The 25,832-nt window shown below is 68.6% G+C and carries 19 protein-coding genes; 8 read left to right on the top strand and 11 right to left on the bottom strand.

Translation table 11 applies throughout. The features are described 5' to 3' along the window. Nucleotides 1-102 precede the first annotated feature (102 nt). From AC5RUP_RS10680 to lipB, 3 genes are all read right to left on the bottom strand, one after another. A complete protein-coding gene (locus AC5RUP_RS10680; RefSeq protein WP_493978004.1) occupies nt 103-858 on the bottom strand; it encodes a DUF4191 domain-containing protein in 756 nt (251 codons plus the stop codon). 103 nt (nt 859-961) lie between these two features. Then, nucleotides 962-1,966: a lipoyl synthase gene (gene lipA, locus AC5RUP_RS10675; RefSeq protein WP_493999489.1), complete on the bottom strand. Its 1,005-nt coding sequence runs from the start codon at nt 1,964-1,966 to the stop codon at nt 962-964. Next, nucleotides 1,963-2,679 (bottom strand): lipoyl(octanoyl) transferase LipB, encoded by a 717-nt coding sequence (gene lipB, locus AC5RUP_RS10670; protein ID WP_493999490.1) that lies wholly within the window; start codon nt 2,677-2,679, stop codon nt 1,963-1,965. Before lipB ends, lipA begins: the two co-directional genes overlap by 4 nt. Nucleotides 2,680-2,783: 104 nt before the next feature. Between lipB and AC5RUP_RS10665 the strand changes: the two genes are divergently transcribed. After that, nucleotides 2,784-4,532: a serine/threonine-protein kinase gene (locus AC5RUP_RS10665; protein ID WP_494158533.1), complete on the top strand. Its 1,749-nt coding sequence runs from the start codon at nt 2,784-2,786 to the stop codon at nt 4,530-4,532. A gap of 9 nt (nt 4,533-4,541) precedes the next feature. Next, entirely contained in the window at nt 4,542-8,042 is a 3,501-nt protein-coding gene (locus tag AC5RUP_RS10660; protein WP_494158532.1) for a S41 family peptidase, read from the top strand. Between the two features lie 72 nt (nt 8,043-8,114). On the opposite strand, the gene AC5RUP_RS10655 is transcribed toward AC5RUP_RS10660, so the two are convergent. The 5 genes from AC5RUP_RS10655 to AC5RUP_RS10635 all read right to left on the bottom strand — a co-directional run bounded on the left by AC5RUP_RS10655 (nt 8,115) and on the right by AC5RUP_RS10635 (nt 14,197). Next, nucleotides 8,115-8,546, bottom strand: coding sequence for an OsmC family peroxiredoxin (locus AC5RUP_RS10655; protein WP_493987444.1), 432 nt, complete (start codon nt 8,544-8,546; stop codon nt 8,115-8,117). Between the two features lie 172 nt (nt 8,547-8,718). Next, a complete protein-coding gene (locus AC5RUP_RS10650) occupies nt 8,719-9,069 on the bottom strand; it encodes a hypothetical protein (protein ID WP_494149345.1) in 351 nt (116 codons plus the stop codon). Between the two features lie 174 nt (nt 9,070-9,243). Then, nucleotides 9,244-10,998 carry a 2-oxoglutarate dehydrogenase, E2 component, dihydrolipoamide succinyltransferase gene (gene sucB, locus AC5RUP_RS10645; protein ID WP_494158531.1) on the bottom strand — a complete coding sequence of 585 codons (1,755 nt, stop codon included), beginning with the start codon at nt 10,996-10,998 and terminating at the stop codon, nt 9,244-9,246. Nucleotides 10,999-11,109: 111 nt separating this feature from the next. After that, on the bottom strand, nt 11,110-12,492 hold the full coding sequence (gene lpdA, locus AC5RUP_RS10640) for a dihydrolipoyl dehydrogenase (protein ID WP_494013827.1): 1,383 nt from the start codon (nt 12,490-12,492) through the stop codon (nt 11,110-11,112). A 181-nt stretch (nt 12,493-12,673) separates the two neighbouring features. Continuing rightward, nucleotides 12,674-14,197 (bottom strand): leucyl aminopeptidase, encoded by a 1,524-nt coding sequence (locus AC5RUP_RS10635; RefSeq protein ID WP_494158530.1) that lies wholly within the window; start codon nt 14,195-14,197, stop codon nt 12,674-12,676. A gap of 312 nt (nt 14,198-14,509) precedes the next feature. Here AC5RUP_RS10635 and AC5RUP_RS10630 point away from each other — a divergent pair, with 312 nt between their 5' ends. The 4 genes from AC5RUP_RS10630 to AC5RUP_RS10615 all read left to right on the top strand — a co-directional run bounded on the left by AC5RUP_RS10630 (nt 14,510) and on the right by AC5RUP_RS10615 (nt 19,767). Next, nucleotides 14,510-15,448, top strand: a complete 939-nt coding sequence (locus AC5RUP_RS10630; protein WP_494154814.1) for a proteasome assembly chaperone family protein — start codon at nt 14,510-14,512, stop codon at nt 15,446-15,448. 33 nt (nt 15,449-15,481) lie between these two features. Next, complete coding sequence (locus AC5RUP_RS10625; RefSeq protein WP_494154812.1) at nt 15,482-16,837, top strand: MFS transporter; 1,356 nt, start codon at nt 15,482-15,484, stop codon at nt 16,835-16,837. A gap of 116 nt (nt 16,838-16,953) precedes the next feature. Then, on the top strand, nt 16,954-18,240 hold the full coding sequence (locus tag AC5RUP_RS10620) for a DUF4192 domain-containing protein (protein ID WP_494092776.1): 1,287 nt from the start codon (nt 16,954-16,956) through the stop codon (nt 18,238-18,240). Between the two features lie 252 nt (nt 18,241-18,492). Further along, nucleotides 18,493-19,767, top strand: a complete 1,275-nt coding sequence (locus AC5RUP_RS10615; RefSeq protein ID WP_494067639.1) for an RNA polymerase sigma factor — start codon at nt 18,493-18,495, stop codon at nt 19,765-19,767. 282 nt (nt 19,768-20,049) lie between these two features. Here the strand turns inward: AC5RUP_RS10615 and AC5RUP_RS10610 are convergent, their stop codons facing one another. After that, on the bottom strand, nt 20,050-20,271 hold the full coding sequence (locus AC5RUP_RS10610) for a DUF7455 domain-containing protein (protein WP_493999501.1): 222 nt from the start codon (nt 20,269-20,271) through the stop codon (nt 20,050-20,052). Nucleotides 20,272-20,521: 250 nt separating this feature from the next. Between AC5RUP_RS10610 and AC5RUP_RS10605 the strand changes: the two genes are divergently transcribed. Continuing rightward, complete coding sequence (locus tag AC5RUP_RS10605; RefSeq protein ID WP_494013833.1) at nt 20,522-22,633, top strand: DNA gyrase/topoisomerase IV subunit B; 2,112 nt, start codon at nt 20,522-20,524, stop codon at nt 22,631-22,633. On the opposite strand, the gene AC5RUP_RS10600 is transcribed toward AC5RUP_RS10605, so the two are convergent. Together AC5RUP_RS10600 and AC5RUP_RS10595 are read right to left on the bottom strand one after the other, a co-directional pair. Then, nucleotides 22,630-23,601, bottom strand: a complete 972-nt coding sequence (locus AC5RUP_RS10600; protein WP_494158529.1) for a M56 family metallopeptidase — start codon at nt 23,599-23,601, stop codon at nt 22,630-22,632. The genes AC5RUP_RS10605 and AC5RUP_RS10600 overlap by 4 nt on opposite strands. 5 nt (nt 23,602-23,606) lie before the next feature. Further along, the gene (locus tag AC5RUP_RS10595; RefSeq protein ID WP_493999504.1) at nt 23,607-23,996 is read right to left on the bottom strand and encodes a BlaI/MecI/CopY family transcriptional regulator; all 390 of its coding nucleotides are present in this window, start codon (nt 23,994-23,996) and stop codon (nt 23,607-23,609) included. A 188-nt stretch (nt 23,997-24,184) separates the two neighbouring features. On the opposite strand from AC5RUP_RS10595, the gene AC5RUP_RS10590 reads away from it, so the two are divergent. Continuing rightward, nucleotides 24,185-25,810, top strand: coding sequence for a cytochrome ubiquinol oxidase subunit I (locus AC5RUP_RS10590; RefSeq protein WP_494154807.1), 1,626 nt, complete (start codon nt 24,185-24,187; stop codon nt 25,808-25,810). Nucleotides 25,811-25,832 lie beyond the last annotated feature (22 nt).

The raw sequence follows: 25,832 nt of genomic DNA, 5'->3' as shown, positions 1-25,832 counted from the left end.
TCCCAACCCTGCCGGCACAACCCAGCCGGCTCCCAACCCGTTAAACCCGAGAGGCTGCCGGTGAAACCGGCAGCCTCTCGGTAAGTCAGGCGGGACGCGCTCTTAGCGGCCGCGCATGGCCTTGCGGTCCGGGCGGGCCTTAAACGGGTCCACGCCCTTGGGGATGGGGAGCTTGTTGCTGCCCAGGGCAGACAGGCGCTTGTCCACGGCGCTGACTTCCTGTTTGGTCAGTTCCTTCTTGAGCTTCTGCACGGTCTTGGCAACCTTGCTCAGCTCCACCTGGCCTTCGCCGCGGCCGGTCTCGATCACATGGATCGTGACATTGGGCAGAATGCGGCGAAGCCTGCGCCGCTCCGACTCGACCAGCTGCCGCACGCGGTGCGAGGGGCCCTCGGTGACCAGCACAATGCCGGGGCGGCCCACGGCGCGGAAGACGGCGTCCTGGGTGCGCGGGTTCACGGCCACCGGCTGGTCCTGCAGGATCCAGCCGCGGCGCAGCACGCTGAGGGCCGCGCCGGAAGCACCGGGCTGGCCCTCGATCTGCGAGAACGCCGCACGTTCGGCGCGCCGCGACAGGATGAAGGTGGCGGCCAGCAGGCCCAGCGGGATGGAGATGATCAGCAGCGTGACCCAGTTGTTGATCAGCAGGCCGATGACCAGGCCGACGGCGACGATGCCGAGGAAGGCCAGCAGCATGAACCAGACAACGTTCGGGTCGTTGCGCCGGGTCATCCGGAAGACCTGGCCGATCTGCTTCAGCCGGCCGGGCTGCTTGTTGGCTTTGGACGGTTTCCCAGCCTTGGGCTTGCGTGAGAAGAGACCCCGCTTCGGGGCGTCGGAATCGGTGCTATGGGCCATAATGTCCAATTCTATCGTGACGGAGGAGGCACTCGTGCCGGACGCGGACACGGCAGCGGCCCGGCAGCCGGCAGGCTCCCGGACCGCGGTTCCGGCGGTTCAGCTACCGGGCTGCAATCAGCGTGGCGGCTTCCTGGCGGGTGCTGCCGGACTCGCCGATATGGGCGAGCTGGGGCGGAAGCTCCAGGCCCTTCTTGCGCATCGCGGTGGCCCAGAGGCGGCTGGCGCGGTAGGACGAGCGCACCAGCGGCCCGCTCATCACGCCCAGGAAGCCGATCTCCTCGGCCTCCTGGCTCAGTTCCACGAATTCCTCCGGCTTCACCCAGCGCTCCACCGGGTGGTGGCGTTCGGTCGGGCGCAGGTACTGGGTGATGGTCACCAGGTCGCAGCCGGCGGCGTGCAGATCGCGCAGCGCCTCGGAGATTTCTTCGCGCGTTTCGCCCATGCCCAGGATCAGGTTGGACTTGGTCACCATGCCCTGGTCGCGGCCCTGCGTGATGACATCGAGCGAACGCTCATAGCGGAAGGCCGGCCGGATGCGCTTGAAGATCCGGGGCACGGTTTCCACGTTGTGCGCGAACACCTCCGGTTTGGCGTCGCAGATGGCCGTGATGTGTTCGGGCTTTCCGGAGAAGTCCGGAATCAGGATTTCGACGCCGGTGCCGGGGTTGAGTTCGTGGATCTTCCGGATGGTCTCGGCGTAGAGCCACACGCCCTCGTCGGCCAGGTCGTCGCGGGCCACGCCGGTGACGGTGGCATAGCGCAGGTTCATCTGCTGGACCGACTGGGCCACCTTGGTGGGTTCCAGGATGTCAACGGGCGAGGGCTTTCCCGTGTGGATCTGGCAAAAGTCGCAGCGGCGCGTGCACTCGGAGCCGCCGATCAGGAACGTCGCCTCGCGGTCTTCCCAGCATTCGAAAATATTGGGGCAGCCTGCCTCTTCGCAGACGGTGTGCAGCCCCTCCTTCTTGACCAGGTTCTTCATGCCCACGTACTCGGGGCCCATGTTGACCTTGGCTTTGATCCAGTCCGGCTTGCGCTCCACGGGGGTGGCTGCATTGCGGGCCTCGACGCGCAGCAGGCGGCGTCCTTCAGGGGCGAGCGTCACAACAGGGCTCCTTCGGTCTGGCGGTGGCCAGTGTCGGTGTCGGTGGCCGCGGGGCCGGGAGTGCCGGCCTTGACCAGGGATGTCTCGAACGAGCGGAGTTCTTCCTCCACCCGGTCTGCGATGTCGGCCGGAGCCACGTCCAGCCCGGTCTCGGCCTGGATGGTGGTGGTGCCGGCGTCGGTAATGCCGCAGGCAATGATCTGGCTGTAGGGTGCCAGGTCGTTCCGGCAATTGAGCGCGAAGCCGTGCATGGTTACCCGGCGGTTCACGCGGATGCCGATGGCGGCGATCTTGCGGGCCGGACCGCGCTCGTCGGCCTCGATCCAGACGCCGGAGCGGCCCTCCATCCTGGTGCCGGCCACGCCGTAACCGGCGAGCACGTTAATCAGGACCTGCTCGAGGATGTCAACGTAGTCGGCCACCCGGGTGGGATCCGGGAGAGCCACGATGGGGTAACCCACCAGCTGGCCGGGGCCGTGCCAGGTCAGTTTGCCGCCACGATCCACGCTGACCACGGGGGTGCCGTCCAGCGGCCGCTCATGGTCTTCGGTCCGCTTGCCGGCGGTGTAGACGGCGCTGTGCTCCAGCAACAGCACGGTGCTGGGCGCCGTGCCCGCCACGACTTCGGCGTGCAGCTTGCGCTGCAGCGCCCAGCCTTCTTCATAATCGACGTAGTCAGGGGCGAAGCCCAGCCGAGAAAACTCAAGAGCCATTCAGCAAGACTACGCTCCGGGGGCCGGGCACTGCTATTTGTGTAACGCCGCAATTGCTGTGGATAACTCCTGCACCCCGCGGCCAAACGGAGTACAAGTGGTCCATGGAAGATGGGCAGACATCCGGGGCGGCCTCCGTGGAGCAGGAACCGCCGCGCCCGGCGGCGCCGGGGCTGCACGTGCAGCGGTGGCTGGGCAGCGGCGCCTCGGCCTCGGTATGGCTGGTCCGCGAGGCGCTGACCGGTACGGAGTATGCCCTGAAGGTGCTGTCTGCGCCGCCTGCTTCCTCCTCCGACGACGGCGGAGGCCCGCCGCCGGGGCGGCGCCCTGCCTGGCACGTATCCGCCGCCGATGAGGGCGAGCCCGCTCCCTGGGCGGTTGCCGCGGAGGGGCAACCGGGGGCCGCGGCCGCCGCTGCCGCCGACCATGAACTTGCCCTGTTGGCGGGGGCGCGGCATGAGCACCTGCTGCCCGTCCACGGTCACGTGGCGACCGACCGCGGGCCCGGGCTGCTGCTGGAATATGCTGCCGGCGGCTCGCTCGCGGCACTCGTCGCCGCCCGCGGCCCGCTGGCCGTGGGCGAGGCCGTGACGATTCTGACTCCGGTAGCACAGGCCCTGGATTACCTGCACGGGACCGGGACCGTGCACGGGGACGTATCGCCCGGCAACGTGTTGTTCACTGCGGTGGGCAAGCCGATGCTGGCCGACCTGGGGGTCGCCCGCGCGCTGGGCAGTAACCGCCCGCCGGCGGCGGGCACGCCGGGGTTCGGGGCACCGCGCAGCGGGTCCGGCGGCGGCCGGCTGGATCCCGAAGCGGACATTTATGCGCTGGCAGCCATCGGCTGGTTCGCGCTCACCGGCCGGGTGCCCGGTGCCACCGCGCAGCGGCCGCCACTGGCGGCATTGGTGCCCGAGGTGCCCGATGACCTGGTGGCCCTCCTGGAAGACGGACTGGCCGAGCGTGCAGGGGAGCGCCCCTCGGCGGCGGAGTTCGCCCGCCGGGCGATTCGGGCCGCAAAGCCGGAGGCCCTGGATTTGACGGCGTCGGCGCATCCTTCCGTTGCCAGCCAGTTGCTGACCCGGCGGCAGGCGGCGGGTAAGGCCGCCGGCCGCCGGGACAGGGGACTGCTGCCACCGTTTCCGCGGGCGCAGGTTGGGGCCGGCCGCGGAGGCGGTGCCCGGCCCGCCCCCGGCCGGCGGGCCAGGGCCGGGCTGGCGGTCACCGCGGCTGCGGCAGCGGGCATCCTGTTCGCCCTGGCCGGCAACGTAACGCCTGCTCCGCCGAGCGTTCCGGATGCGGTCTCATCGCCCGGCCGTGACCGGTCCGTGCAACAGGTGTCCACGGCGCAGCGCGAAGGGCAGCCCCCGGCTCCTCCCGAAGCCCGGGTACTGCCGGCGGAACTGGAACGGGCGCTGCGGGGCGGCGATGCCGCGGCGGCCCTGCCCGCCCTGGCCTGGTTGCGCACCGAGGCCGTCAGGACCCGCGACGCAACGCTGCTCAACCGGGTCAATGTACCCGGCACGGCCGTCATGGACACGGACCGGGGCATCATCGCGGCGCTGGCAGGCTCCGGCAGCTGGCTCGACGGGCTGGAAACCACGGTGGAGGCGGTAACCGTGGATCCAGCGCCACCAGGCGGAGGGCCACAGGAATGGGTGGCCGCGACCGTCAGCACGTCGGCGTACCGGCAGGTGGCCGCCGACGGCAGCGTGCTGGGACGACGCGCCGAACCCAGCGTGCAACGGGTCCAACTTGAGATGGTGAGGCGGGATGCCGGCTGGCTGATCCAGTCAGCCCGCGAGGCGCCCCGCCGCTCGGATGACCCCGGGGCCCGCACCGGCCGTGACTAAGATCGAGGCATGACTTCATCGAGCTACTTCCGCTACCCGCACGTGCACGGCGATCTGGTCACGTTCGTCGCTGAGGACGACGTGTGGGTCGCGCCCCTTGCCGGCGGCCGGGCGTGGCGTGTTTCGTCGCTGCAACTGCCGGCGCGGAACCCGAGGTTCTCGCCCGACGGGCAGCACCTGGCCTGGAGCGTGGTGCAGGCCAGCGCCCCCGAGGCCGTCACGGCGTCGGTCGACGGCGGGGGATTCCGCCAACTGACCTACTGGGGGCACGCCAGCACGAAGGTAAAAGGATTCACGCCCGCGGGCCACGCCCTGGTGACGAGTTCCTTCGAACGCGAAGAATCACGTCACACCTGGGCCTACGCTGTGCCGCTGGACGGCTCGGACGCCCGGGTCCTGCCCTATGGCCCCGTGGACTCGATCGCGTTCGGGCCGGAACTCGGCGACGAGCGTCCGGTCGTGGTCGGCAGCGTGCTCTCGCGCGAACCGGCGTGGTGGAAGCGTTACCGCGGCGGAACGGCCGGCAAACTGTGGATCGACCGGGACGGCGGCGGCGAGTTCGGGCGCCTGGCGGCCGAACTCGACGGCAACCTGGCAGACCCGATGTGGATCGGCAACCGGATCGCGTTCCTGAGCGACCACGAAGGTTACGGCAACCTGTACTCGGTGCGGCCGGATGGAACAGGCCTGCGCCGGCACACCGACCACGACGGTTTCTACGTCCGCCATGCCGCGACGGACGGCACGCGCGTGGTCTTCGAATCCGCCGGCGAACTCTGGATCCTGGACTCCCTCGACTCCCCGGGCGCGCCGCGCCGGCTTGAGATCACGCTGGGCTCGGCATCCACGAGCCGCCGCGGCCGCCCGCTCGACGTGGCAAAGCACCTGGCCTCCGCCGTGCCGAATCCCAAGGGAACCGCCTCCGTCATCGAAACGCACGGCACGGTGCACTGGCTGACCCACCGGGACGGCCCGTCGCGCGCGGTGGAATCGACGCCCGGCGTCCGCGCCCGGCTCGCGCGGCCCCTCGGCGACACGCGGGTGGTCTACGTCGCCGACCACGACGGCGAAGAAGCCCTCTACATCCGCCAGGTCTTCGAACAGCTGTCCCGGTCCGACCAGCCTGCTCCCGCGGCAGCCGCGCCGGCCCCCGCCGAACCGGAGCCCGACGGCTTGCCGCGCCCGGTGTCGGCCTCCGCCGTCGTGCATCCGACCCAGTCCCAGCCCATCGTGGAGGTGCGGTCCGGCGGACGGCAAGGCGGCGGAAGCGGCGGCGGGGAACCGGACGCCCGTTCCGCCGAGGCGCTGGAGCCGCAGCAATTGCGCCGCGTCGAGCTGCCCGGCCCGGACCGGGTGAGCGCGCTTGCCGCCAGTCCGGACGGCAAGCTGGCGGCAGTGGCCACCGAATACGGCCAGGTACTGGTCCTGGACGCCGACAGCGCGCAGCTCCGCCGGCTCTCCGGCACCGACCACGGGGCGATCAGCGAGCTGGTCTTCTCACCGGATTCCCGCTGGATCCTGTGGGCCGAGCCCGTGACCGCGGAGGGCACCCGCACGCGTCTCCGGCTGGCCCGGGCCGACGGCACCGGCGGCATCGTCGACGTGACCGACGGGCGCTTCCGCGACCATGGTCCGGCGTTCACCCCGGACGGCAAGTTCGCCGCGTTCCTCTCCGAACGGAGCTTCGATCCGGTCTATTCCACCCACAGCTTCGACCTGGGTTTTCCCGAATCGACCAAGCCGTTCCTGGTGGCCCTGGCCGCCGCCACGTCTTCGCCGTTCGGTCCGTCGGTGCACGGCACGCTGCCGGACGCGCCGCCGTCGGCCGGGAAGGATCACGACGGATCCCCGAACGGGGAGGACCAGGCCACGCCCGCCGTCGCCGACATGGTGGTGGACGCCGAACGGCTGGGCGAGCGGATCATCCCGGTCCCGGTCCGGCAGGGCCGCTACACCGACCTCAGCGCGGTAGACGGAGCCCTGCTGTGGCTGGCCAGTGACCCCGCCGGTGTCACCGGAGAAGGCCGTGCGTCGGCGGAGGAGCCGGAGCAGTCCCAGCGGCTGGAGCGGTTCGACCTCTCCCGCCGGGAGGTTTCCGTGCTGGTGCCCGCGCTGGATTCCTACGAGGTGTCCCAGGACCGCAAGCGGATCGTGTACGTGCACAAGGCGCAGGTGAAGGCCGTGCCGGCCGCCGGCAAGGTCGACGACGACTCGCCCGAGAGCGTGCAGGTCGACCTGGGCCGGATCCGGGTCACGCTCGAACCGCTCAAGGTCTGGGGCCAGGCGTTTGACGAGGCCTGGCGGCTGCAGCGCGACTTCTACTGGGCCGAGGACCTGGCCGGGCTGGACTGGCAAGGCGTTTACGACCGTTACCGGCCCCTGGTCGAGCGGCTTGGATCGCACGACGACCTGGTGGACCTGCTCTGGGAACTGCATGGCGAACTCGGCACCTCGCACGCCTACGTTTCGCCCCCGCCGGTCGCCGAGCCCGGCTCCGGGAAACAGGGACGGCTCGGCGCCGACCTGGCGCGGACCGAGGCGGGCTGGACCGTGCAGAGGATCCTCGCCGGCGAATCGTCGGACCCGCTGGCGATGTCTCCGCTGACAGCTCCGGGCGCAGCCGTCGACCCGGGGGACGTGATCGCGGCGGTGGACGGCATCCCCGTGGACCCGCTGGCAGGCCCGGCGCCGCTGCTGGCCGGCGCGGCCGGCAAGACGGTCGAGCTCACCATCGTCAACGGGGCGGGCAGCCCGGAAGCCGGCCTGCAGCGGCGGATCGCCGTGATCCCCATCCGCGACGAAGAGCGGCTCCGGTACCAGAACTGGGTTTCCGGGAACCGCCGCAATGTCCGCGAGGCATCGAACGGACGCTTCGGTTACCTCCATATCCCGGACATGGTGGCGCGCGGCTGGGCACAACTGCACCGCGACCTGGACGTGGAGACCGCCAAGGACGCGCTCGTCATCGACGTACGGCGCAACCGCGGCGGCCATACCTCCCAGCTGGTTGCCGAGTTGATCGGCCGGAAGGTCACCGCCTGGAACCTCGCCCGCGGCGAGCAGCCGGGCACGTACCCGGCCCATGCGCCGCGGGGCCCCGTCGTCGTCCTCACGGATGAATACGCCGGGTCCGACGGCGACATCATCACCCAGGTGAGCAAGCTGCGCGGAATCGGTCCCGTGGTCGGGACGCGGACCTGGGGCGGGGTAGTCGGCATCGACGCGAAGTTCTCGCTGGCCGACGGCACCGGTGTCACGCAGCCGCGGTACGCGTTCTGGTTCACGCAGGGCGTGGGCTGGGGCGTGGAGAACTACGGGGTGGATCCGGACATCGAGGTGCCGTTTCCGCCGCATGCGTACGGGGCGGGGGAGGACCCGCAGCTGGAGCACAGCGTCGGCATCCTCAAGGAGATGCTGGGCGAGCTGCCGACCGACCAGCCGCCGGCGCGGGCCGGTTATCCCGTGCTGCGCCCCGGACCGCTGCCGCCGCGTCCGCAGGAGGCCGGCTGAGGGCCGGGCCGAACATTGAAGAACCCCGGGCACACCGAAGGTGCCCGGGGTTCTTCGACGAAGACTGGAGTGCTAGCCGGCCAGAGTGGCATCAATCGTGATGCTCGGCACGGAGGCCAGGGCGCCGGAAACCGGACAGGTGTCCTTGGCACCGGAGGCCAGGCGCTGGAAGTCGTCCTCGCTGATCCCGGGGACGGTCGCGTTCACGGTCAGGCGAATCTCGGTAATGCCGGTGCCCGGCACGAAATCCACGGCCGCCGAGGTCTTAATGCTCTCGGCGGTGGTCCCGTTTTCCTTAAGCATGTTGCTGAACTGCATCGAGTAGCAGGTGGCGTGGGCGGCAGCCAGCAGTTCTTCGGGGCTGGTCTTTCCTTCGGACTGGTCCGCACGTGCCTTCCAGGTGACATCGTAGGTGCCGATCCCGGACGTTTCGAACGTAGTCTGGCCGGCGCCGCTAAACAGGTCGCCGTTCCACTCGGTGCTGGCAGAACGTGTTGTAGCCATATGTCCTCCTTGGTCGATGTACAGGATGCGTTTTCCGCCGGTCCCGGCCAAAGGCGGCCGGTGCCGTCTTCTTCATCCTAGGGGAGTTGCGCCCGACTGTCCGGCGGCAACGGTTTAAGCCACCGCGGCCGGCCCCGGGGCGGGGCCGGCCGCAGCGTGCACATTCGTAAGGTCAGTTCCAGAGGGTCGCGATGGCGACGTTCAGCAGCGCCAGGCCGCCCACGGAATGGGCCAGCCCGGTCGAAATCGGTTCGCCGGCCTTGTACTTGCGGCGGCCGATGAACGCGAGGACGCCCACGACGAGCCCGATGACCAGCTTGATGGTCAGCTTCACGTAGTCGGCGTCCATGGCCAGGGCCGGAATCAGGCCCATCATGATGACGCCGGTGATCAGCTGGAGGGCGGCGCCGTCGAACTGGCGGGGGTGGACGGTGGGCTTCTTCATGTTGCCGATCCAGATGCCGACGATCATGGCAGCACCGACGATGTGCAGGAAGACGAAAATGTTGTAAAGGATGTCCATAGGCCCAGCTTATCGGCCGGGGAGGTACGCAGATCCGCGCCATGCCGCGGCGGGACGGGTATTTCTACCTGACGTAGTAGCGGCTGGCGGGCCGAGGGGGCAAAGCACAGCGGCGGGCTGCGTCCACTGGGAACGCAGCCCGCCGCTCATCCGTGCGTCGCGCGGGGGGTCGGGCTAGAGGCCCAGGTCCGCCTCGAACTGTCCGGCTTCCAGACGCGCCCGCAGTGTCTGCAGGAAACGGCCGGCATCCGCGCCGTCGACCAGACGGTGGTCGTAGGTCAGGGACAGGTACATCATCGAGCGGATGGCGATCGAATCGTCGCCGTTCTCATCCTGGACCACCATGGGCCGCTTGACGATGGCGCCGGTACCGAGGATTCCCACCTGCGGCTGGTTGATGATCGGCGTGTCGAACAGGGCGCCGACGCTGCCGATGTTGGTGATCGAGAAGGTACCGCCGGAGAGCTCGTCGGGAGCGATCTTGTTGCTGCGGGTACGTGCGGCAACATCGGCGATCTTGCCCGCCAGGCCGGCCAGGTTCAGGCTGCCGGCGTCGTTGATCACCGGGACCAGCAGGCCCTTGTCGGTGTCCACCGCAATCGCCAGGTGCTCGGCGTTGTGGTAGGTGATCTCCTGCTTTTCCTCGTCGTACTCGGCGTTCAGCTTCGGATGCTGCTTGAGCGCCTCCGCGACGGCCTTGGCGATGAAGGGCAGGTACGTCAGCTTGACGCCGTTCTGCTCCTGGAAGGACTTCTTGGCACGCTCGCGCAGCTTGGCCACCTTGGTCATGTCGACCTCGTGGACCTGGGTGAGCTGGGTGGAAGCGTCCAGCGATTCGCGCATCCGGCGGGCGATCACCTGGCGGATCCGCGGTGCCTTCTCGACCGTGCCGCGCTTGGCCGAGGCCGCGGCGTCCGCCGGAGCCTTCGCGGCGGCTGCCGGTGCTGCGGCCGGCTTGGCGGATTCGGCCGCCTCCAGCACGTCCTGCTTGCGGATGCGTCCACCCACGCCGGTGCCCTTGACGGCTGACAGGTCCACGCCGTGCTGGTTGGCCAGCTTGCGGACCAGCGGGGTGACGTAGCCGGCGTCCGGGCCCGCGGCGGGCTCGGCGGGGGCCGGGGCTGCCTGGGGGGCTGCCGCCTCCGGAGCCTCGGCCTTCGGAGCCTCGGCCTTGGGAGCCTCGGCCTTGGGGGCTTCTGCGGCAGGCTGTTCGGCGGACGGTTCAGCCACCGGGGCTTCGCGTTCCTCGGCAGGCGCCGCGGCCACCGGCTCGGCTTCCTTCGGCTCCGCCTTGGCGGGGCCGGCACCGGTGCCGATGATGGCGAGCACCGAACCGACCTCTGCGGTCTCGTCCTCGGCGACCTTGATTTCCTGGACCGTGCCGGCCACCGGGGACGGGATCTCCGTGTCTACCTTGTCGGTGGAGACCTCGAGCAGCGGCTCATCGACCTCGACGGTGTCGCCCACCTGCTTCAGCCAGCGAGTGACCGTCCCCTCGGTCACGCTTTCGCCCAAGGCCGGGAGGGTGACTTCGGTGCCTTCGCCGGAACCGGCGGCGGGAGCCTCCTCGGCGGGGGCTTCCTGCCGGGGCTCCTCCTGCTTCGGGGCCTCCTGGGCGGGGGCTTCCTGCTGGGGGGCTTCAGCCTCCTGCTGCGCCGCCGGCGCTTCTTCGGCTGCCTCGCCGGAGCCGGAACCGTCGCCAATGCGCACCAGCGGGGCTCCGACGTCGGCGGTTTCGTCCTCGGCGACCAGGATCTCTTCGATCACACCGGCTACCGGAGAGGGGATCTCGGTGTCGACCTTGTCGGTGGAAACCTCGAGCAGGGGTTCGTCGACTTCGACCCGGTCGCCGACCTGTTTCAGCCAGCGGGTCACAGTGCCTTCGGTGACGCTTTCACCGAGGGCGGGCAAGTTCACGGTTTCAGACATGTGGTGCCCGTTCTCCTTTGAGTCTATTTTCCGGCCTGGCCGGTACATCGAGTCTTGTCTTGAGCCTAGTGCACCCGCCCCGCGGGGACGGGTGCACCAGGGGAGGGCTTGTTAGCCGTGCAGCGGGCGGCCGGCCAGCGCCATGGCGGCCTCGCCGAGGGCCTCGTTCTGCGTGGGGTGCGCGTGGATGAGCGCCGCGACGTCCTCCGGGTAGGCTTCCCAGCTGACGATCAGCTGCGCCTCGCCGATCTGCTCGCCGATGCGGCCGCCGATCATGTGCATGCCCACAATGGGGCCGTCCTTTTCGCGGACCATCTTGATCATGCCGCTGGTGCCCAGGATCGAGCTCTTGCCGTTGCCGGCCAGGTTGTACTCGACGGTCTCCACGTTGTCCTTGCCGAACTTCTCCTCGGCCTGCGGCTGGTTGAGGCCGACGGAGGCAATCTCCGGATCGCAGTAGGTGACCTTCGGGATGTTGATGTCTTCGATGAGGGCCGGCTTGTTGCCGGCAATCTCCTCGGCCACGAAGATGCCCTGCTGGAATCCGCGGTGGGCCAGCTGGACGCCGGGAACAATGTCGCCGACGGCGTAGATGTTGCCGACACCGGTGTGCAGCCGCTCGTTGGTGATCACGAAGCCGCGGTCAACCGTGAGGCCGGCTTCCTCGAAGCCCAGGCCTGCGGTGCTCGGTCCGCGCCCGACGGCAACCAGCATCAGGTCGGCCTGGAACGTCTTGCCGTCGGCGAGGGTGACCACAACGCCGTCGTCGTTCTGTTCCACCTTTTCGAAGAAAACGCCGGTGTTGAACTTGATGCCGCGCTTCTTGAACGCGCGCTCGAGCTGCTTGATGATGGCCGGGTCCTCGTTGGGCACCAGCGAGGGCAGGCCCTCGACGATGGTGACGTCAACGCCGAACGAGTTCCATACCGAGGCGAACTCGACGCCGATGACGCCGCCGCCGAGCACCACGGCGCTCTTGGGCAGGGTGTCCATCTTCAGGGCATGGTCGGAGGTGATGACCTTGCCGCCGATTTCCAGGCCGGGGAGGGTCTTGGAGTAGGAGCCGGTGGCCAGGACGATGTTCTTGCCCTTGTAGGCGGTGCCGCCGACCTCGATGGTGTCCTTGCCGACGAGCTTGCCTTCGCCTTCGATGACGGTGATGCCCTTGGACTTGACCAGGCCGGTCAGGCCCTTGAACTTCCCGGCGATGACACCGTCCTTGTAGGCATTGACGGCAGCCATGTCGATGGAATCGAGGCTCACGTTCACGCCGTACTTCGCGGCGTCCTTGGCGTGGTCGGCCAGCTCGGCCGAATGCAACAGCGCCTTGGTGGGGATGCAGCCGTTGTGCAGGCAGGTGCCGCCGAGCTTGCCCTTTTCCACCAGACCGACGCTGAAGCCCAGCTGCACGGCGCGGAGGGCAGCGGCATAACCGCCGCTGCCGCCGCCGAGGATCAGGATGTCGAATTCTTGCGCTGTTGCCGAATCGGCCACGTGAACGCTCCCTCGCGTGTTCGCAACGTGTGGTGACACGTCGATGAGTTGATTGGGGTTGACGAACGAAGTTGGTTGGGTCTCACCTTAGCCCTCCCGCATACCATCATCTAGTTGGTGACGGCCCCAACAGGCCGGATTGTGTGCGGACTCACGCGGGCGAGCCGCGGGGCGCGGGCCTTTAGGAGCTGCGGGCCACTACATCCTCGGCGTAGGCCACCAGCGTGCGGACGGCGACGCCGGTGCCCTCCTTCGGGGTGTAGCCGTGCGGAGATCCTTCGTTGAAGGCCGGGCCGGCGATGTCCAGGTGGGCCCACGGGATGCGCGCGCCGCCGGATTCGCCCACGAACTCGCGCAGGAAGATCGCGGCCGTCAGCATGCCGCCGTACTTGTCGCCCATGTTGGACAGGTCTGCCACCTGCGAGTCCAGGCTGGGACGAAGTTCCTCCGGCAGCGGCATCGGCCAGAACAGTTCCCCCGCCCGGTCGGCGGCGGCCTTGACGGCATCACGCACGGGTTCTTCGCCCATGACCGCGGCTACCCGGCTTCCCAGCGCGACCATCTGCGCACCCGTCAGCGTGGCGACGTCCAACAGGACGTCGGGATGTTCCTCGCTGGCGGCGGCCAGTCCGTCGGCCATGACCAGCCGGCCCTCCGCGTCGGTGTTCAGCACTTCCACCGTCTTGCCGCCGTACATGGTTAAGACGTCGGAGGGCCGGGACGCGGTGCCGGACGGCATGTTCTCCGCCAGGCAAAGCCACGCCGTGGCCTTCACCGGCAGTCCCAGCTCCGCGATCGCCAGGACGGCGTTCAGCACCACGGCCGCGCCTGCCATGTCGCACTTCATGGTCATCATGCCGGTCGCGGGCTTGAGCGAGAGGCCGCCGGAGTCGAAGGTGATGCCCTTGCCCACGAAGGCGAGCTTCGCCTTGGCCCGGACCGGCGAGTATTCCACCTTGACCAGGCGGGGCGGGCGGCTGGAGCCCTTGCCGACGCCGGTCAGGCCCCCGTACCCGTCTTTCGCCAGCCGGGCCTCGTCCAGGACGGTGACCTTGACCGGCAGGTTCCGGGCCATCTGGGTGGCCGCCTCGGCGAACGACTCCGGGTACAGGTGGCTCGGCGGCTGGTTGACCAGGGAGCGCGTCGCGTTGACCGCCCGTCCCAGCACCGAGGCCCGCTTGAGTGCCTTCGCCAGTTCCTTGTCGCCGGCAACCGGCGTGATGACGGTGGCTTCCGCCACCGGGCCGCGGGCGCCGGCCGCCCGGGTGCGGTGATCGCTGAAGTCATAGGCGCCCAGGGCGGCGCCTTCGGCGACGGCCGCCGCTTCGGCGACTGTTCCCGCCGGCAGGCCGAGGGCCACCGAGCGGACCCCTGCCAGTTGGCGCACCGCCGAGCCGGCGGTGCGGCGCAGGGTTTCTTCCGTCAACGCCTGCCCAGGAAGCAGCTTCCCGACGCCGGCCAGCACCACCACGTCCGCCCCGGCCCCGGGCAGCCCCGGCAGCCGGTGTACCTCGTCGGCCGCGCCGGTGACGCCGAGCAGCGGAAGGGAGTCCTGCAGCGTCTTCGACGCCTTGGCCGGCAGCGGATTCTCCAGCAGGACCGGACCGTCTCCGTCCTGCCCGACCGCAATGACGAGGGCGGCTGACTTGGCCTTTTTGACATCTTTGGCAATGGCGCTGAGCTTGAGCTCGGTCGTGGGGATCACGCAGATCTGTCCTAACTTCTCCTACAGCCGGCCGGCCGGACGGGTGGTGCCCGCCGCCGCTCACCGGTTGCTTACCGTTGTGTCTACAGTAGTTCCAGCAGGAATGAGCCTTTGAAAGGTTGGCCGGAACAGGGCCTGCACCTGTCGATCGTAGTCTCTCCGGCACCGGATGCGGTGCCGCGCACGCGCTGTCCCGGCCCGCGGGCAGGAATTTTTCCGCCCGCCCGGGCGCTGAACATTGCGAGAGAGCCATGCACGGCAGGGAAAGACGATGCCGGAACGGAGGGCACATTGCTGGATCCACGGTCGCTGATGTCGACCAACGCGGAGTTATTCGACTCGCCTGCGCTGCGCGGGCTTGATCTCGTCATGGGATTCACCGGTGCTGCCGAAGCCGGCCACGTGGTGGAACAGATCGGCGACGAGTTGCTCGACGAGCTCGACGCACAGCTGGTCGTCTCTTTCGACGCCGACCAACTGGTGGACTACCGCAGCAGGCGGCCCCGCATCATCTTCGCCGGCGACCGTTTCACCGACTACGAAGCCCCCGCCATCGAGCTGTACCGGCTGGTCGACGGGCTCGGCACGCCGTTCCTGCTGTTGACCGGCCCCGAACCGGACTACCAATGGGAGCGGTTCTCCCGGGCGGTCGTCTGGGTGGCGAACCGGCTCCAGACGCGGCTGGTCGCGTGGGTCCAGTCGCTTCCCATGCCGGTGCCCCACACCCGCCCGATCGGCGTCACCGTCCACGGCTCGCGGCAGGACCTGATCGACGGGATCACCAGCTGGAAACCCCAGGCGGAGCTGCAGGCCGGCATCGGCCCGCTGCTGGAAATGCGCCTCGCGGAGGCCGGGCGTGACGTCGTCGGCTATTCCATCCATGTGCCGCACTACCTGTCCGACGCCCAGTACCCGCCCGCCGCCGTCGCGGCGCTGGAGTACATCGGCGCCGCCACCTCGCTGACGTTGCCCACAGACCGGCTGCGCGAGACCGGACGCGAGGTCGAGAGCCAAATCGACCGGCAGGTACAGGACTCTGCCGACGTCCAGCGGGTGGTCGGCCGGCTGGAAGAGCGGTATGACGAGTACGCGGGGCACGAAGAGCGCCGCTCGCTGCTGGTCAAGGACAACGAAGAGCTTCCCGACGCCGACGAGATCGGCGCGGCAGTGGAGGCCTTCCTGGCCACCCAGCCTGCCACCGACGACGACGGCGCCGAAGGAGCCTCCGCGGGGCCCGGCGACGCCGATTAGTCCCGCGCCCCGGGCCGTGGGCAAGATGGAGCAATGGATTCGCGGCGTGCTTGGTGGGTGTGGGGGAGCGGGATATTCGCCTATTTGGTGGCGATCACCCAGCGGACGACCTTCGGCGTAGCAGGCCTGCAGGCCACCGAGCGCTTTGACGCCACCGCCGCCGCGTTGTCGACGTTCACCGTGGTTCAACTGGTGGTGTACGCGGGGCTGCAGATCCCCGTCGGCCTCATGGTGGACAAATACGGGCCCCGGATGATGGTGGCCGGAGGGGCCGTGCTGATGCTGGCCGGGCAAACCGCCCTGGCCTTCGCGTCCTCCGTCCCCGAAGGGCTGGCCGGACGCGTCCTCGTCGGTGCCGGCGACGCGATGACCTTCGTGTCCGTGCTGCGGCTGCTGCCCAGTTGGTTCAGCGGCAAGCACATCCCGTTGCTGACCCAGTTGACCGGCCAGCTGGGCCAGATCGGCCAGCTGATCAGCGTCATCCCGTTCGTGGCCATCCTTAACCTTGCGGGTTGGACGCCGGCTTTCCTCTCTGTTGCCGCGCTCTCCGCGGTGGCCTTTGTCCTTGCCCTCGCGGTGGTCCGCAACGAGCCCGGCCCCCGGCGGACGGCCCCGCAGCCGACCCTGCGCCAGACCGGCGCGTCGCTGGCCGAAGCGTGGCGGGAACCGGGAACGCGACTGGGACTGTGGACCCATTTCACGGTCCAGTTCCCCGCGAACGTGTTCATGCTCATGTGGGGCTACCCATTCCTGGTGTCCGCCCAGGGCCTGACGCCGACGGAAGCCTCGGTGCTGATGACGGCAGCGGTCATGACCTCCTTCGTCGCCGGCCCGTTGCTGGGCCGCTGGGTGGGCCGGCATCCCCTGCGGCGCTCCACGATGGTCCTGCTGATCGTCGGGGCCATGTCGGCCGCCTGGCTGTGCGTGCTGGTTTACCCGGGTCCGGCACCGTTCTGGCTGCTTCTGCTGCTGGTCATGGCCGTGGCGGTCGGCGGCCCGGGTTCCATGATCGGCTTCGACTTCGCCCGGACCTTCAATCCGCTCAGCCGCGCCGGAACGGCCACCGGAATTGTCAACGTCGGCGGCTTCATCTCGGCGCTGCTGGTGATGCTCGGCATGGGCGTGGTGCTCGATGCCCTGCTGGCCAGCGGGTTCTCGCAGGGCGACCTGTACGCGCTGGACTCGTTCAAGCTGGCCTTCAGCCTCCAGTTCCTTTTCCTGATTGCGGGCACGCTGGCGATGCTGGCCGTGCGCAAACGCGTGCGTACCCGGATGTCGCACGGCGGGATCACCGTGCCGCCGCTGCGCGACGCGCTGGCCCGGGAGCGCCGCCGGCGGCGCCAACGGATCCGGGAACGCAAGGGGAACGGCGGAACCCGGGGCGGGTAAGCGCCCTCGCTCCACGGTTGAGCACCTTCCCTCCACCTGGGCTTCTGCAGGGCACTTGTCCACAGGGGAGCCCCCTCGGCTGGCCGCGGGGCAGGCAGCGGCGGAAGGCTCCTGTCATGGAGAAGAAGAAGTTCACCGCCCGCCGCTCCGTCGACATTCTCGGTTTCGTGCCGCATGCGCTGGGATTCCTTCCCGCCGACAGCGTGGTGCTGCTGGCCCTGACACAAGGCCGTTTGGGCGCGACTCTCCGCCTGGATCTTCCCGCCAGCGGGGACGGCTGCCACCTCGAACTGTTTGCCGAAACAGCGGCGGACTACCTGCGCTCCGATGAGGACGCCGACTCCGCGCTGCTCATCCTGTACACGGACCACCCCTGGCGTTCGCCGGAGCGGCCGCCCCATGCCCGGCTCGTGGCCGCCCTCGGCCGTTCCCTGTCCGCCGCCGGGCTGCCGGTCCGCGCGGGCTGGACGGTTGGCCCACGGCATTGGCGCGAGCTTTATTGCGGCGACACGAAATGCTGTCCGCTGCCCGGGCGTCCGGTGTCACAGATCCGGGACAGTGCGCTGAACGCCGAACTTGTCTACAGCGGCAGCACCTATGCGCCATCCGCAGCGGAGGCCGTGGCCGTCCCACGGGCCGCAACATCCGGCGCACCCTACGCGGCCGCCGCATCCGGCCGGAAGACGGGGTCAGCCGCCGCACCGCCGCCGGCAGCGTCAGCGGCACCCGACGTACCACCCGACGTGGCGGCCGGGATACAGCAGGAGGCGGACCGGCTCGCCGCGGAAACCGCGGGAGGGTGGACCCATGCGGCCTGCTACTTCCATACCCTCCGCCGCTGGGAGCATTCCCTGGCAGCGCACCAAGCTGGAACCCTCACGGCGGAAGCGCAGGCCTTCCTGCTGGCGAGCCTGACCGACAACGCGGTACGGGACGGTGTTGCCATCTTCGCCTGCAGCAGCGCCGAGACGGCGTTCCTCTGGGCCGAGGCGTCCGGCCTCCTCGAGGACGCGGACCGGGCGGCGGGCGCCGCGCCGCCCGCCGTTCCATTCCCCGGGTCCGGCGATCCTGCGGCAGCCCGGGGCTGGTCCAAAATTCTGATCGGCGAGTCGCCCCACGCTCCGGACTGGGATCGCGTGGACGCCACGGCACACCTGCTCTCCCGCCTGCACGCGGTCGGAACGGGGCGCTCCCGCGCTGCCGCCGGCACGCTGCATGCCTGGATCGAATGGGCCCGGGGGCGCGGTACGCATGCGCATCAACGCGCCGAAGCATGCCTTCGCGAATGGCCCGGCTATCGGCTGGCGGAACTGGTGCGGGAACTGGCGGACAGCGGAATGCTGCCGGTGTGGGCGCGCCGGCGGGAGACGGCCTGGCCGGGCCGGAGGCACCTGACGGCATGACCGCGGCGTCCGCGGGGGGGTCGAAAATCAGTTCATCCGGCGGTCTGAATCGTGAGACAATGGGAACCGAGACCCGGTTGGGTTCGTGTTTCAAACAGCGGTAGTTCCTGCGGGAATACCGCCGCCGCGGATCAGGTTATGCCATGCAGACCCTGCGTCCGTGGCTTGGTTTGAATTCATTCACGGACTTGACAGGGTCATAGTGGTGTTACCCGCAGGTAGCGTCACAGACCGCCGTACGAAAGGTTCTCTGTGTCACCGGACAAGAAGACTGCTGCAGCTCCCGATGAGGAGACTGCTGCCTCCGCTCCGAAAAAGTCCGCGACGACCAAGCGCGCGGGCGCCCAGTCAGCGGCAGCGGCGGAAGCTGCTCCCAAACGGCGCGGCCGCAAGCCCGGTGCCGCCGCCAAGAAGGATGAGGCGAACACCGCCGAGCTGGCTACAGAAGAAGTCGACGAGGATCCCGAGGTTGAGCCGGAGCCCACGGAGGAAGATGTAGAAGCCACCGAGGAAGCCGGCGCCAAGAAGGGCAAGGAAGGCGAGACCGGGTCCGGGTTTGTTTACTCCGACGCCGATGACGACGACGCCCCCGCCCAGCAGGTGGTCTCCGCCGGCGCCACCGCCGACCCCGTCAAGGACTACCTGAAGCAGATTGGCAAGGTCGCCCTGCTGAACGCCGAGCAGGAAGTCGACCTCGCGCTGCGGATCGAGGCCGGTCTCTTCGCCGAAGAGAAGCTGGCCAAGGACGACGGCACCATGGAGACGCGCCTGCGGCGCGACCTGGAGCAGATTGTCCACGACGGCAAGCGCGCCAAGAACCACCTGCTGGAAGCCAACCTCCGCCTGGTGGTCTCGCTGGCCAAGCGCTACACGGGCCGCGGCATGCTGTTCCTGGATCTGATCCAGGAAGGCAACCTGGGCCTCATCCGCGCCGTCGAGAAGTTCGACTACACCAAGGGCTTCAAGTTCTCCACCTACGCGACCTGGTGGATCCGGCAGGCCATCACCCGCGCCATGGCGGACCAGGCCCGCACCATCCGCATCCCGGTGCACATGGTAGAAGTCATTAACAAGCTGGCCCGCGTGCAGCGCCAGATGCTCCAGGACCTGGGCCGCGAGCCTACTCCCGAAGAGCTGGCCAAGGAACTGGACATGACGCCGGAAAAGGTCGTCGAGGTCCAGAAGTACGGCCGGGAGCCGATCTCGCTGCACACGCCGCTGGGCGAAGACGGCGACTCGGAGTTCGGCGACCTGATCGAAGACTCCGAAGCCGTGGTTCCCGCCGACGCGGTCAGCTTCACCCTGCTGCAGGAACAGCTCCACTCGGTGCTGGACACGCTGTCCGAGCGCGAAGCCGGCGTGGTGGCCATGCGCTTCGGACTCACCGACGGCCAGCCGAAGACTTTAGACGAAATCGGCAAGGTCTACGGCGTCACGCGGGAGCGCATCCGCCAGATCGAATCCAAGACCATGTCCAAGCTGCGGCACCCGTCGCGGTCGCAGGTACTCCGCGACTACCTGGACTAATCCGACTGCGCAGCAGGGCCGGCACCCGCAAGGGGCCGGCCCTGCTGCGTTAACCGGCCACCGGCAAGGGGCCGGCCCTGCTGCTTTAGCCGGCGGGAGCAGGGGAGGGGAAGGGGTCCCGCGTTGCGGCGTCAGGTGCGCGGGTGCCCCGACGGAAAGGCTTCCGGAGACGCAAAGGGCGCCGTTCCCCCTGCGGGGAACGGCGCCCTTTGACCGGGTACCGGGCGGACCTGTCGGACCGCACCGGGAACGGGCTGCCGCTGCAGCCGTTCCCTCAAGAACCTATTCGGCGGCGGCGCCGGCCTTTTCGGTCAACCGGCTGGTTTCGTCCTGCCATTCCGAGGCCTTGGAGCGAAGCTGCGGCTCATGCTGACGGGCATGGTGCCCGCAGAAGAGGAGTTCGCCGCCGGAGGAGGCCAGGACAACCCGTACATAGGCTTGGGCACCACACCGGTCGCATCGATCCAATGCGGTCAGTTCACGGGGGGCTACTGCTGTCGTCATGATGACCTCCTTACGAGTGCGTCTATCCATAGAACCATCCGAAGCGCGGAAATCTTCGCAAGATGGGGTCACTTTCGCTCACCGCGTATCACGTGTGGGTAACAGCCGGGAGCTGCGTCACATGCCGGCATGTGCCCCGGCGCGGTGCACAAGCCCGCCCGCAAAGGGGATTAGCCTAGTAACGGTCCGTTATTCGCGGCGGACCGCGGCTAAGGACCGCAGTTCTGTCTGCCAAGGAGCACTCGTACACGTGGCGCCAACGAAGTCTGAGTACACAGCACGCCATCTTTCCGTCCTGGAAGGGCTGGAAGCCGTCCGCAAGAGGCCGGGCATGTACATCGGGTCCACGGATTCCCGCGGGTTGATGCACTGCCTCTGGGAAATCATCGACAACTCCGTCGACGAGGCGCTGGCCGGGTACGGGCAGAGCATCAAGATCACGCTGCACCCGGACGGCTCGGTGGAGATCCACGACGACGGCCGCGGCATCCCGGTGGACATCGAGCCAAAGACCGGCTTGAGCGGCGTCGAAGTGGTGTTCACCAAACTGCACGCCGGCGGCAAGTTCGGCGGCGGCTCCTACACGGCCTCCGGCGGCCTGCACGGCGTCGGCGCCAGCGTGGTCAACGCCCTGTCCTCCCGCCTGGATGTCCAGGTGGACCGCGGCGGCAAGACGTACCAAATGTCCTTCCGCCGCGGCGAGCCGGGCAAGTTCATCGACACCGGCAGGGGGCCGGGCCCGGAGTCCGCGTTCGAGCCGTTCGTCACGGGCTCCAAACTGGAAGTGGTCGGCACCGCCAAACGCGGCGTGACCGGAACGCGCATCAGGTACTGGGGCGACCGGCAGATTTTCACCCCGGACGCCAAGTTTTCCTATGAAGAGCTGCAGAACCGGGCGCGGCAGACCTCGTTCCTGGTTCCGGGGCTGAAGATCACGCTGCGCGACGAGCGCAGGTTGGCCGGCACCGCCGGCGAGAACGGCCCGATCGAGGAAGTGTTCCACCACGACGGCGGCATTGCCGAGTTCGTCGAATACCTGGCCAACGACAGCGCCGTCACGGATGTCTGGCGCTTCCACGGCTCCGGCAAGTTCAAGGAAACCGTTCCGGTACTCGACGAAAACGGGCACAGCAAGATCGCCGAGGTCGACCGCGACTGCCACGTGGACGTCGCCCTGCGCTGGGGCATTGGCTACGACACCACGGTCCGTTCCTACGTGAACATCATTGCCACCCCCAAGGGCGGCACGCACCAGGCCGGCTTCGAACAGGCGCTGTTGAAAACCTTCCGGAAGGTGATCGAGGCGAACGCCCGCAAGCTGAAGGCCGGCAGCGACAAGATTGAGAAGGACGACGTCTTCGCGGGACTCACCGCGGTGCTCACCGTCCGCCTGGCCGAGCCGCAGTTCGAAGGCCAGACCAAGGAGATCCTGGGCACCTCCGCCGTCCGCGCCATCGTGTCCCGCGTGGTGGAGAAGGAGCTGGCCGCCAAGCTGGGGTCCTCGAACCGCGGGGACAAGGCCCAATCGGCGCTGCTGCTGGAAAAGGTCGTCAGCGAGATGAAGTCCCGCATCTCGGCCCGCGTCCACAAGGAGACGCAGCGGCGCAAGAATGCGCTGGAGACGTCCTCCATGCCGGCAAAGCTGATCGACTGCCGCACCAGCGACGTCGAACGCTCCGAGCTGTTCATCGTCGAGGGCGACAGCGCGTTGGGCACGGCACGGCTGGCCCGCTCGTCCGACCACCAGGCGCTGCTGCCGATCCGCGGCAAGATCCTCAACGTGCAGAAGGCGTCGGTGGGCGACATGCTCTCCAACGCCGAATGCGCGGCCATCATCCAGGTGGTGGGGGCCGGGTCAGGGCGCAGCTTCCAGTTGGACGCGGCCCGCTACGGCAAGGTGGTCCTCATGACGGACGCCGACGTGGACGGCGCGCACATCCGCACGCTGCTGCTCACGCTCTTCTTCCGCTACATGCGCCCCCTGGTCGACGCCGGCCGCGTGTACGCCGCGGTGCCCCCGCTGCATCGGGTGGAGATCATCAATCCGGGTGCCAAGGCCAACGAGGTCGTGTACACCTATTCGGAGAACGAGCTTCACAAACTGCTCGCCACCCTGGAGAAGGACGGCCGGAAGTACAAGGAGCCGATCCAGCGCTACAAGGGCCTGGGCGAGATGGACGCCGACCAGCTGGCCGAGACCACCATGGAGCCCCGCCACCGAACGCTGCGCAGGGTGCGGATCGAGGATGCCGAAGCGGCCGAGCGTTCCTTCGACCTGCTGATGGGCTCCGACGTGGCGCCGCGCAAGGAGTTCATCGTGGCCGGCGCCTCCATGCTGGACCGGGAACGGATCGACGCCTAGGCCGCCAGCCCGGGTGCCACCAGCAGGACGGTCGGCACTGCCAGCAGCAATGCCGCGGCCAGCAGTACCGCGGACCGGGCCGCCCCGCCGAGGGCCGGAACGGGGGAGAGCAGCCGCCGGAGCCGGTGCGCGGTGACAAAGGACTCCGCCTCGGCGGCGCCGAGCAAACCTTTCGCCGGGTCGCCCAGGCCGGCGGCCGGGCCTGCCGTGGCCGGCCGCTCACCGGCGGCGACGACGGCGATCGCGCGCACCAGCGTCTCGCGGGCCGACGTCTTCAGGGCATGGTCGTCCGCGAGCATCTCGATCAGCTCGTTCACCGCCGTCCGGGCCAGCTTGGAGGTGGGGAGCCAGGGCAGGGCCGCCCGCCAGGCGGCGAAGGCCCACAGCAGCAGGTCGTGGCGCTGGTCCAGGTGCGCCTTTTCGTGCGTCATGACGGCGTGCAGTTCGTCGGGCGAGAGCAACTCGAGCAGGCCGTTCGAGAGCACCGTGACGGATCCGCCGCCGCCGGGCAGGCAGTAGGCCACCGGCGCCGGATGGTTGATCACCAAGGTGCGCGGGGAGTCTTCGGACGGGGAGCTGAGCAGATTCAGCAGGTCGCGGTGCCGGCCGCGCTGTTTGCGGATCTTGTAGTAGGTCAGCAGCAGCGTGAAGACCAGGTGCACGGTCAGCAGCAGGGCGGCGCTGAGCGCGAACACGTGCACCAGGTCCAGGCCGGTGTCCGGACTGTCGTCCAGCAGAAGGCCGGTCAGGCCCCGGAGGCCGGCCAGCAGGTGGTCTCCCAGCGGTTCCAAGCCCCATGTGAGCATGGCGCCGATCATGGACAGGCCCCCGGCCAGGGCGATGGCCTGCCAGAGCACCAGCGCCGTCCCGGGACTGCGGGCCGTCCAACGAGCCCGCGAGAGCAGGATGGGGGCAGGCCACGCCAAAATGACCGCCATGGCGGCCAGCAGGTAGGAGGCCAGGAACATTCAGGTCAGTTGGAGGAGAGGATCTTGCGCAGGGTTTCCGCTTCCTCGTCGGTGACCGTGCCGATGAAGCGGGCCAGGACGGCCTCGCGGTCCGGGGCCGAGCCCAGGACCTCGTGCATCAGCTCCACGGTGTGCTCTTCACGGCTTGTCACCGCCCGGTAGCGGTGGGGGCGGATGTCGCGGCCGCGCTGGACCAGCCCCTTCTTCTCGAGCCGGGACAGGACCGTCAGCACCGTCGTGACGGCCAGCTCCTTGCCGTCCGCCCCGTCCGCGGAGACCTGCGCCAATGTGTCGCGCAGCTCATTGGCGGTCAGTCCGCCTTCTGCTGGATCGGCGGCGTTCTGGGACCACAGCACGTCCATGACCGCCCGTTCCAAATCTCCGAGAGTAGCCATCTGGTTCCTTTTCGTCCTTTAACGTCGCATCTGCGGCGCGCAGAATCTTTCCGCGACCGTGCTCTTGGTCTCTAATTTACCGTCTTTCGTGCAAATGTTCTACAGTTCGTAGAAGATTAAGTTCTACGGCTTGTAGAAATGAGTTCCGGCGCAGTCCGGAACCCAGGTCAGTCCGGGAGGCAGCGGCAATGGAAGCACTTGAAATCGCGCGGTGGCAGTTCGGTATCACCACCGTCTACCACTTCCTCATGGTGCCGCTGACGATCGGACTGGGGCTGCTCGTCGCAATCATGCACACGGCCTGGTACCGCACCGGCAAGGACCAGTACCTGCGGATGACCAAGTTCTGGGGCAAGCTGTTCCTGATCAACTTCATCATGGGCGTGGCCACCGGCCTGGTCCAGGAATTCCAGTTCGGCATGGCCTGGAGCGAGTACAGCCGCTTCGTCGGCGACGTCTTCGGCGCGCCGTTGGCCATGGAGGCGCTGCTCGCGTTCTTCGTCGAGTCCATCTTCCTGGGGCTGTGGATTTTCGGCTGGGGCCGGCTGCCCAAAGCGGTGCACCTGCTCAGCATCTGGGGTGCCTCGCTGGCCACCGTCTGTTCGGCGTACTTCATCCTGGCCGCGAACTCCTGGATGCAGCATCCGGTCGGCGTTGAAATGATCGACGGGCGGCCGGTGATGGTGGACGTCTGGGCGGTGCTGACCAACAACACGCTGCTGGTTGCCTTCCCGCACACCATCTTCGGCGCCACGTCGGTGGCCGGCGGTTTCCTGCTGGGCATCAGCTGGTACCACCTGTGGAAGCGCCGCCGCGACGGCATCGACACTGTGGGCCCGGACGGCACGGTGGTCGTCGGATCGGACCCGGCGCGCGGCAGGGACGCGGCCGACCACAAGGTCTGGCTCCGCTCGCTGCGGATCGGCGCCGTCGTCGCCGTCGTCTCCTTCGCCGGGGTGTCCCTCACCGGGGACCTGCAGGCCAAACTGATGTTCGAGCAACAGCCCATGAAGATGGCCGCGGCGGAGGCCGCCTGCCACGACGGTACGGGCTTCTCCATCCTGACGGTCGGTGACCTCGGCTCAAACGACTGCGACGACATGGTCGCCGTGGTGGAACTGCCCGGACTGCTCTCCTTCATGGCCAACGGCGACTTCGACACCGAGATCCGGGGCATCAACAGCCTGCTGCCGGAGTACCAGGAGCGCTTCGGAACGCACCTGCCCGACAACCCGATCTACGGCGAGCGCGCCGGCAGCGAAATCGACTACGTGCCGGTCATGGAAGTCACCTACTGGGGCTTCCGGATGATGATCACCTTCGGCATGTTGGCCGCCGCGGCCGCCGCCGTCGCCCTGTGGGTGGTACGTAAGGGCACCGTCCCCGAATCGAAGTGGCTGATGCGGCTGGCCGTGTTCGGAATCCTGGCCCCGTTCGGCGCCAACTCGGCGGGCTGGATCTTCACCGAAATGGGCCGCCAGCCGTTCGTCGTGGCACCCAATCCGGATCCCGACGGCATCGACAATGTCTTCATGTTCACGGCCGCGGCCGTGTCGCCGGGTGTCTCGCTGGGGGAGCTGGTTTTCTCGCTCAGCGCCTTCACCTTGGTCTACGGCTCGCTGCTGGTGGTGGAAGTGAAACTGCTCGCTGCCTACTGCCGCGGCGGGGTACCCGCGGCGATGCCCGAGCTGCTGCACGCGGCGTCCGCGGACGGCCCGGACAAGGACGGCGGCACCGGCGGCCGCGGCAAGGACGGAGACGGAACAGGCGGAGACGGCAAAGACCCTGACGACGTGCTCGCTTTCGCGTACTGAACCGGCTCCTACGGATCGATAA

The sequence above is a fragment of the Arthrobacter sp. Y3223151 genome, from assembly GCF_059091125.1.
The sequence above is the reverse complement of the archived record's forward strand: the minus strand, read 5'-3'. Positions and strand labels throughout refer to the sequence as shown.

Coding starts and splice junctions, on each gene's coding strand:
- AC5RUP_RS10660 (WP_494158532.1), top strand. CDS start 4,542: ATGACTTCATCGAGCTACTTCCGCTACCCGCACGTGCACGGCGATCTG.
- AC5RUP_RS10650 (WP_494149345.1), bottom strand. CDS start 9,069: ATGGACATCCTTTACAACATTTTCGTCTTCCTGCACATCGTCGGTGCT.
- AC5RUP_RS10600 (WP_494158529.1), bottom strand. CDS start 23,601: ATGTTCCTGGCCTCCTACCTGCTGGCCGCCATGGCGGTCATTTTGGCG.
- AC5RUP_RS10610 (WP_493999501.1), bottom strand. CDS start 20,271: ATGACGACAGCAGTAGCCCCCCGTGAACTGACCGCATTGGATCGATGC.
- AC5RUP_RS10590 (WP_494154807.1), top strand. CDS start 24,185: ATGGAAGCACTTGAAATCGCGCGGTGGCAGTTCGGTATCACCACCGTC.
- AC5RUP_RS10680 (WP_493978004.1), bottom strand. CDS start 858: ATGGCCCATAGCACCGATTCCGACGCCCCGAAGCGGGGTCTCTTCTCA.
- AC5RUP_RS10665 (WP_494158533.1), top strand. CDS start 2,784: ATGGAAGATGGGCAGACATCCGGGGCGGCCTCCGTGGAGCAGGAACCG.
- lipB (WP_493999490.1), bottom strand. CDS start 2,679: ATGGCTCTTGAGTTTTCTCGGCTGGGCTTCGCCCCTGACTACGTCGAT.
- AC5RUP_RS10655 (WP_493987444.1), bottom strand. CDS start 8,546: ATGGCTACAACACGTTCTGCCAGCACCGAGTGGAACGGCGACCTGTTT.
- AC5RUP_RS10595 (WP_493999504.1), bottom strand. CDS start 23,996: ATGGCTACTCTCGGAGATTTGGAACGGGCGGTCATGGACGTGCTGTGG.
- AC5RUP_RS10620 (WP_494092776.1), top strand. CDS start 16,954: ATGGAGAAGAAGAAGTTCACCGCCCGCCGCTCCGTCGACATTCTCGGT.
- AC5RUP_RS10630 (WP_494154814.1), top strand. CDS start 14,510: ATGTCGACCAACGCGGAGTTATTCGACTCGCCTGCGCTGCGCGGGCTT.
- sucB (WP_494158531.1), bottom strand. CDS start 10,998: ATGTCTGAAACCGTGAACTTGCCCGCCCTCGGTGAAAGCGTCACCGAA.
- AC5RUP_RS10625 (WP_494154812.1), top strand. CDS start 15,482: ATGGATTCGCGGCGTGCTTGGTGGGTGTGGGGGAGCGGGATATTCGCC.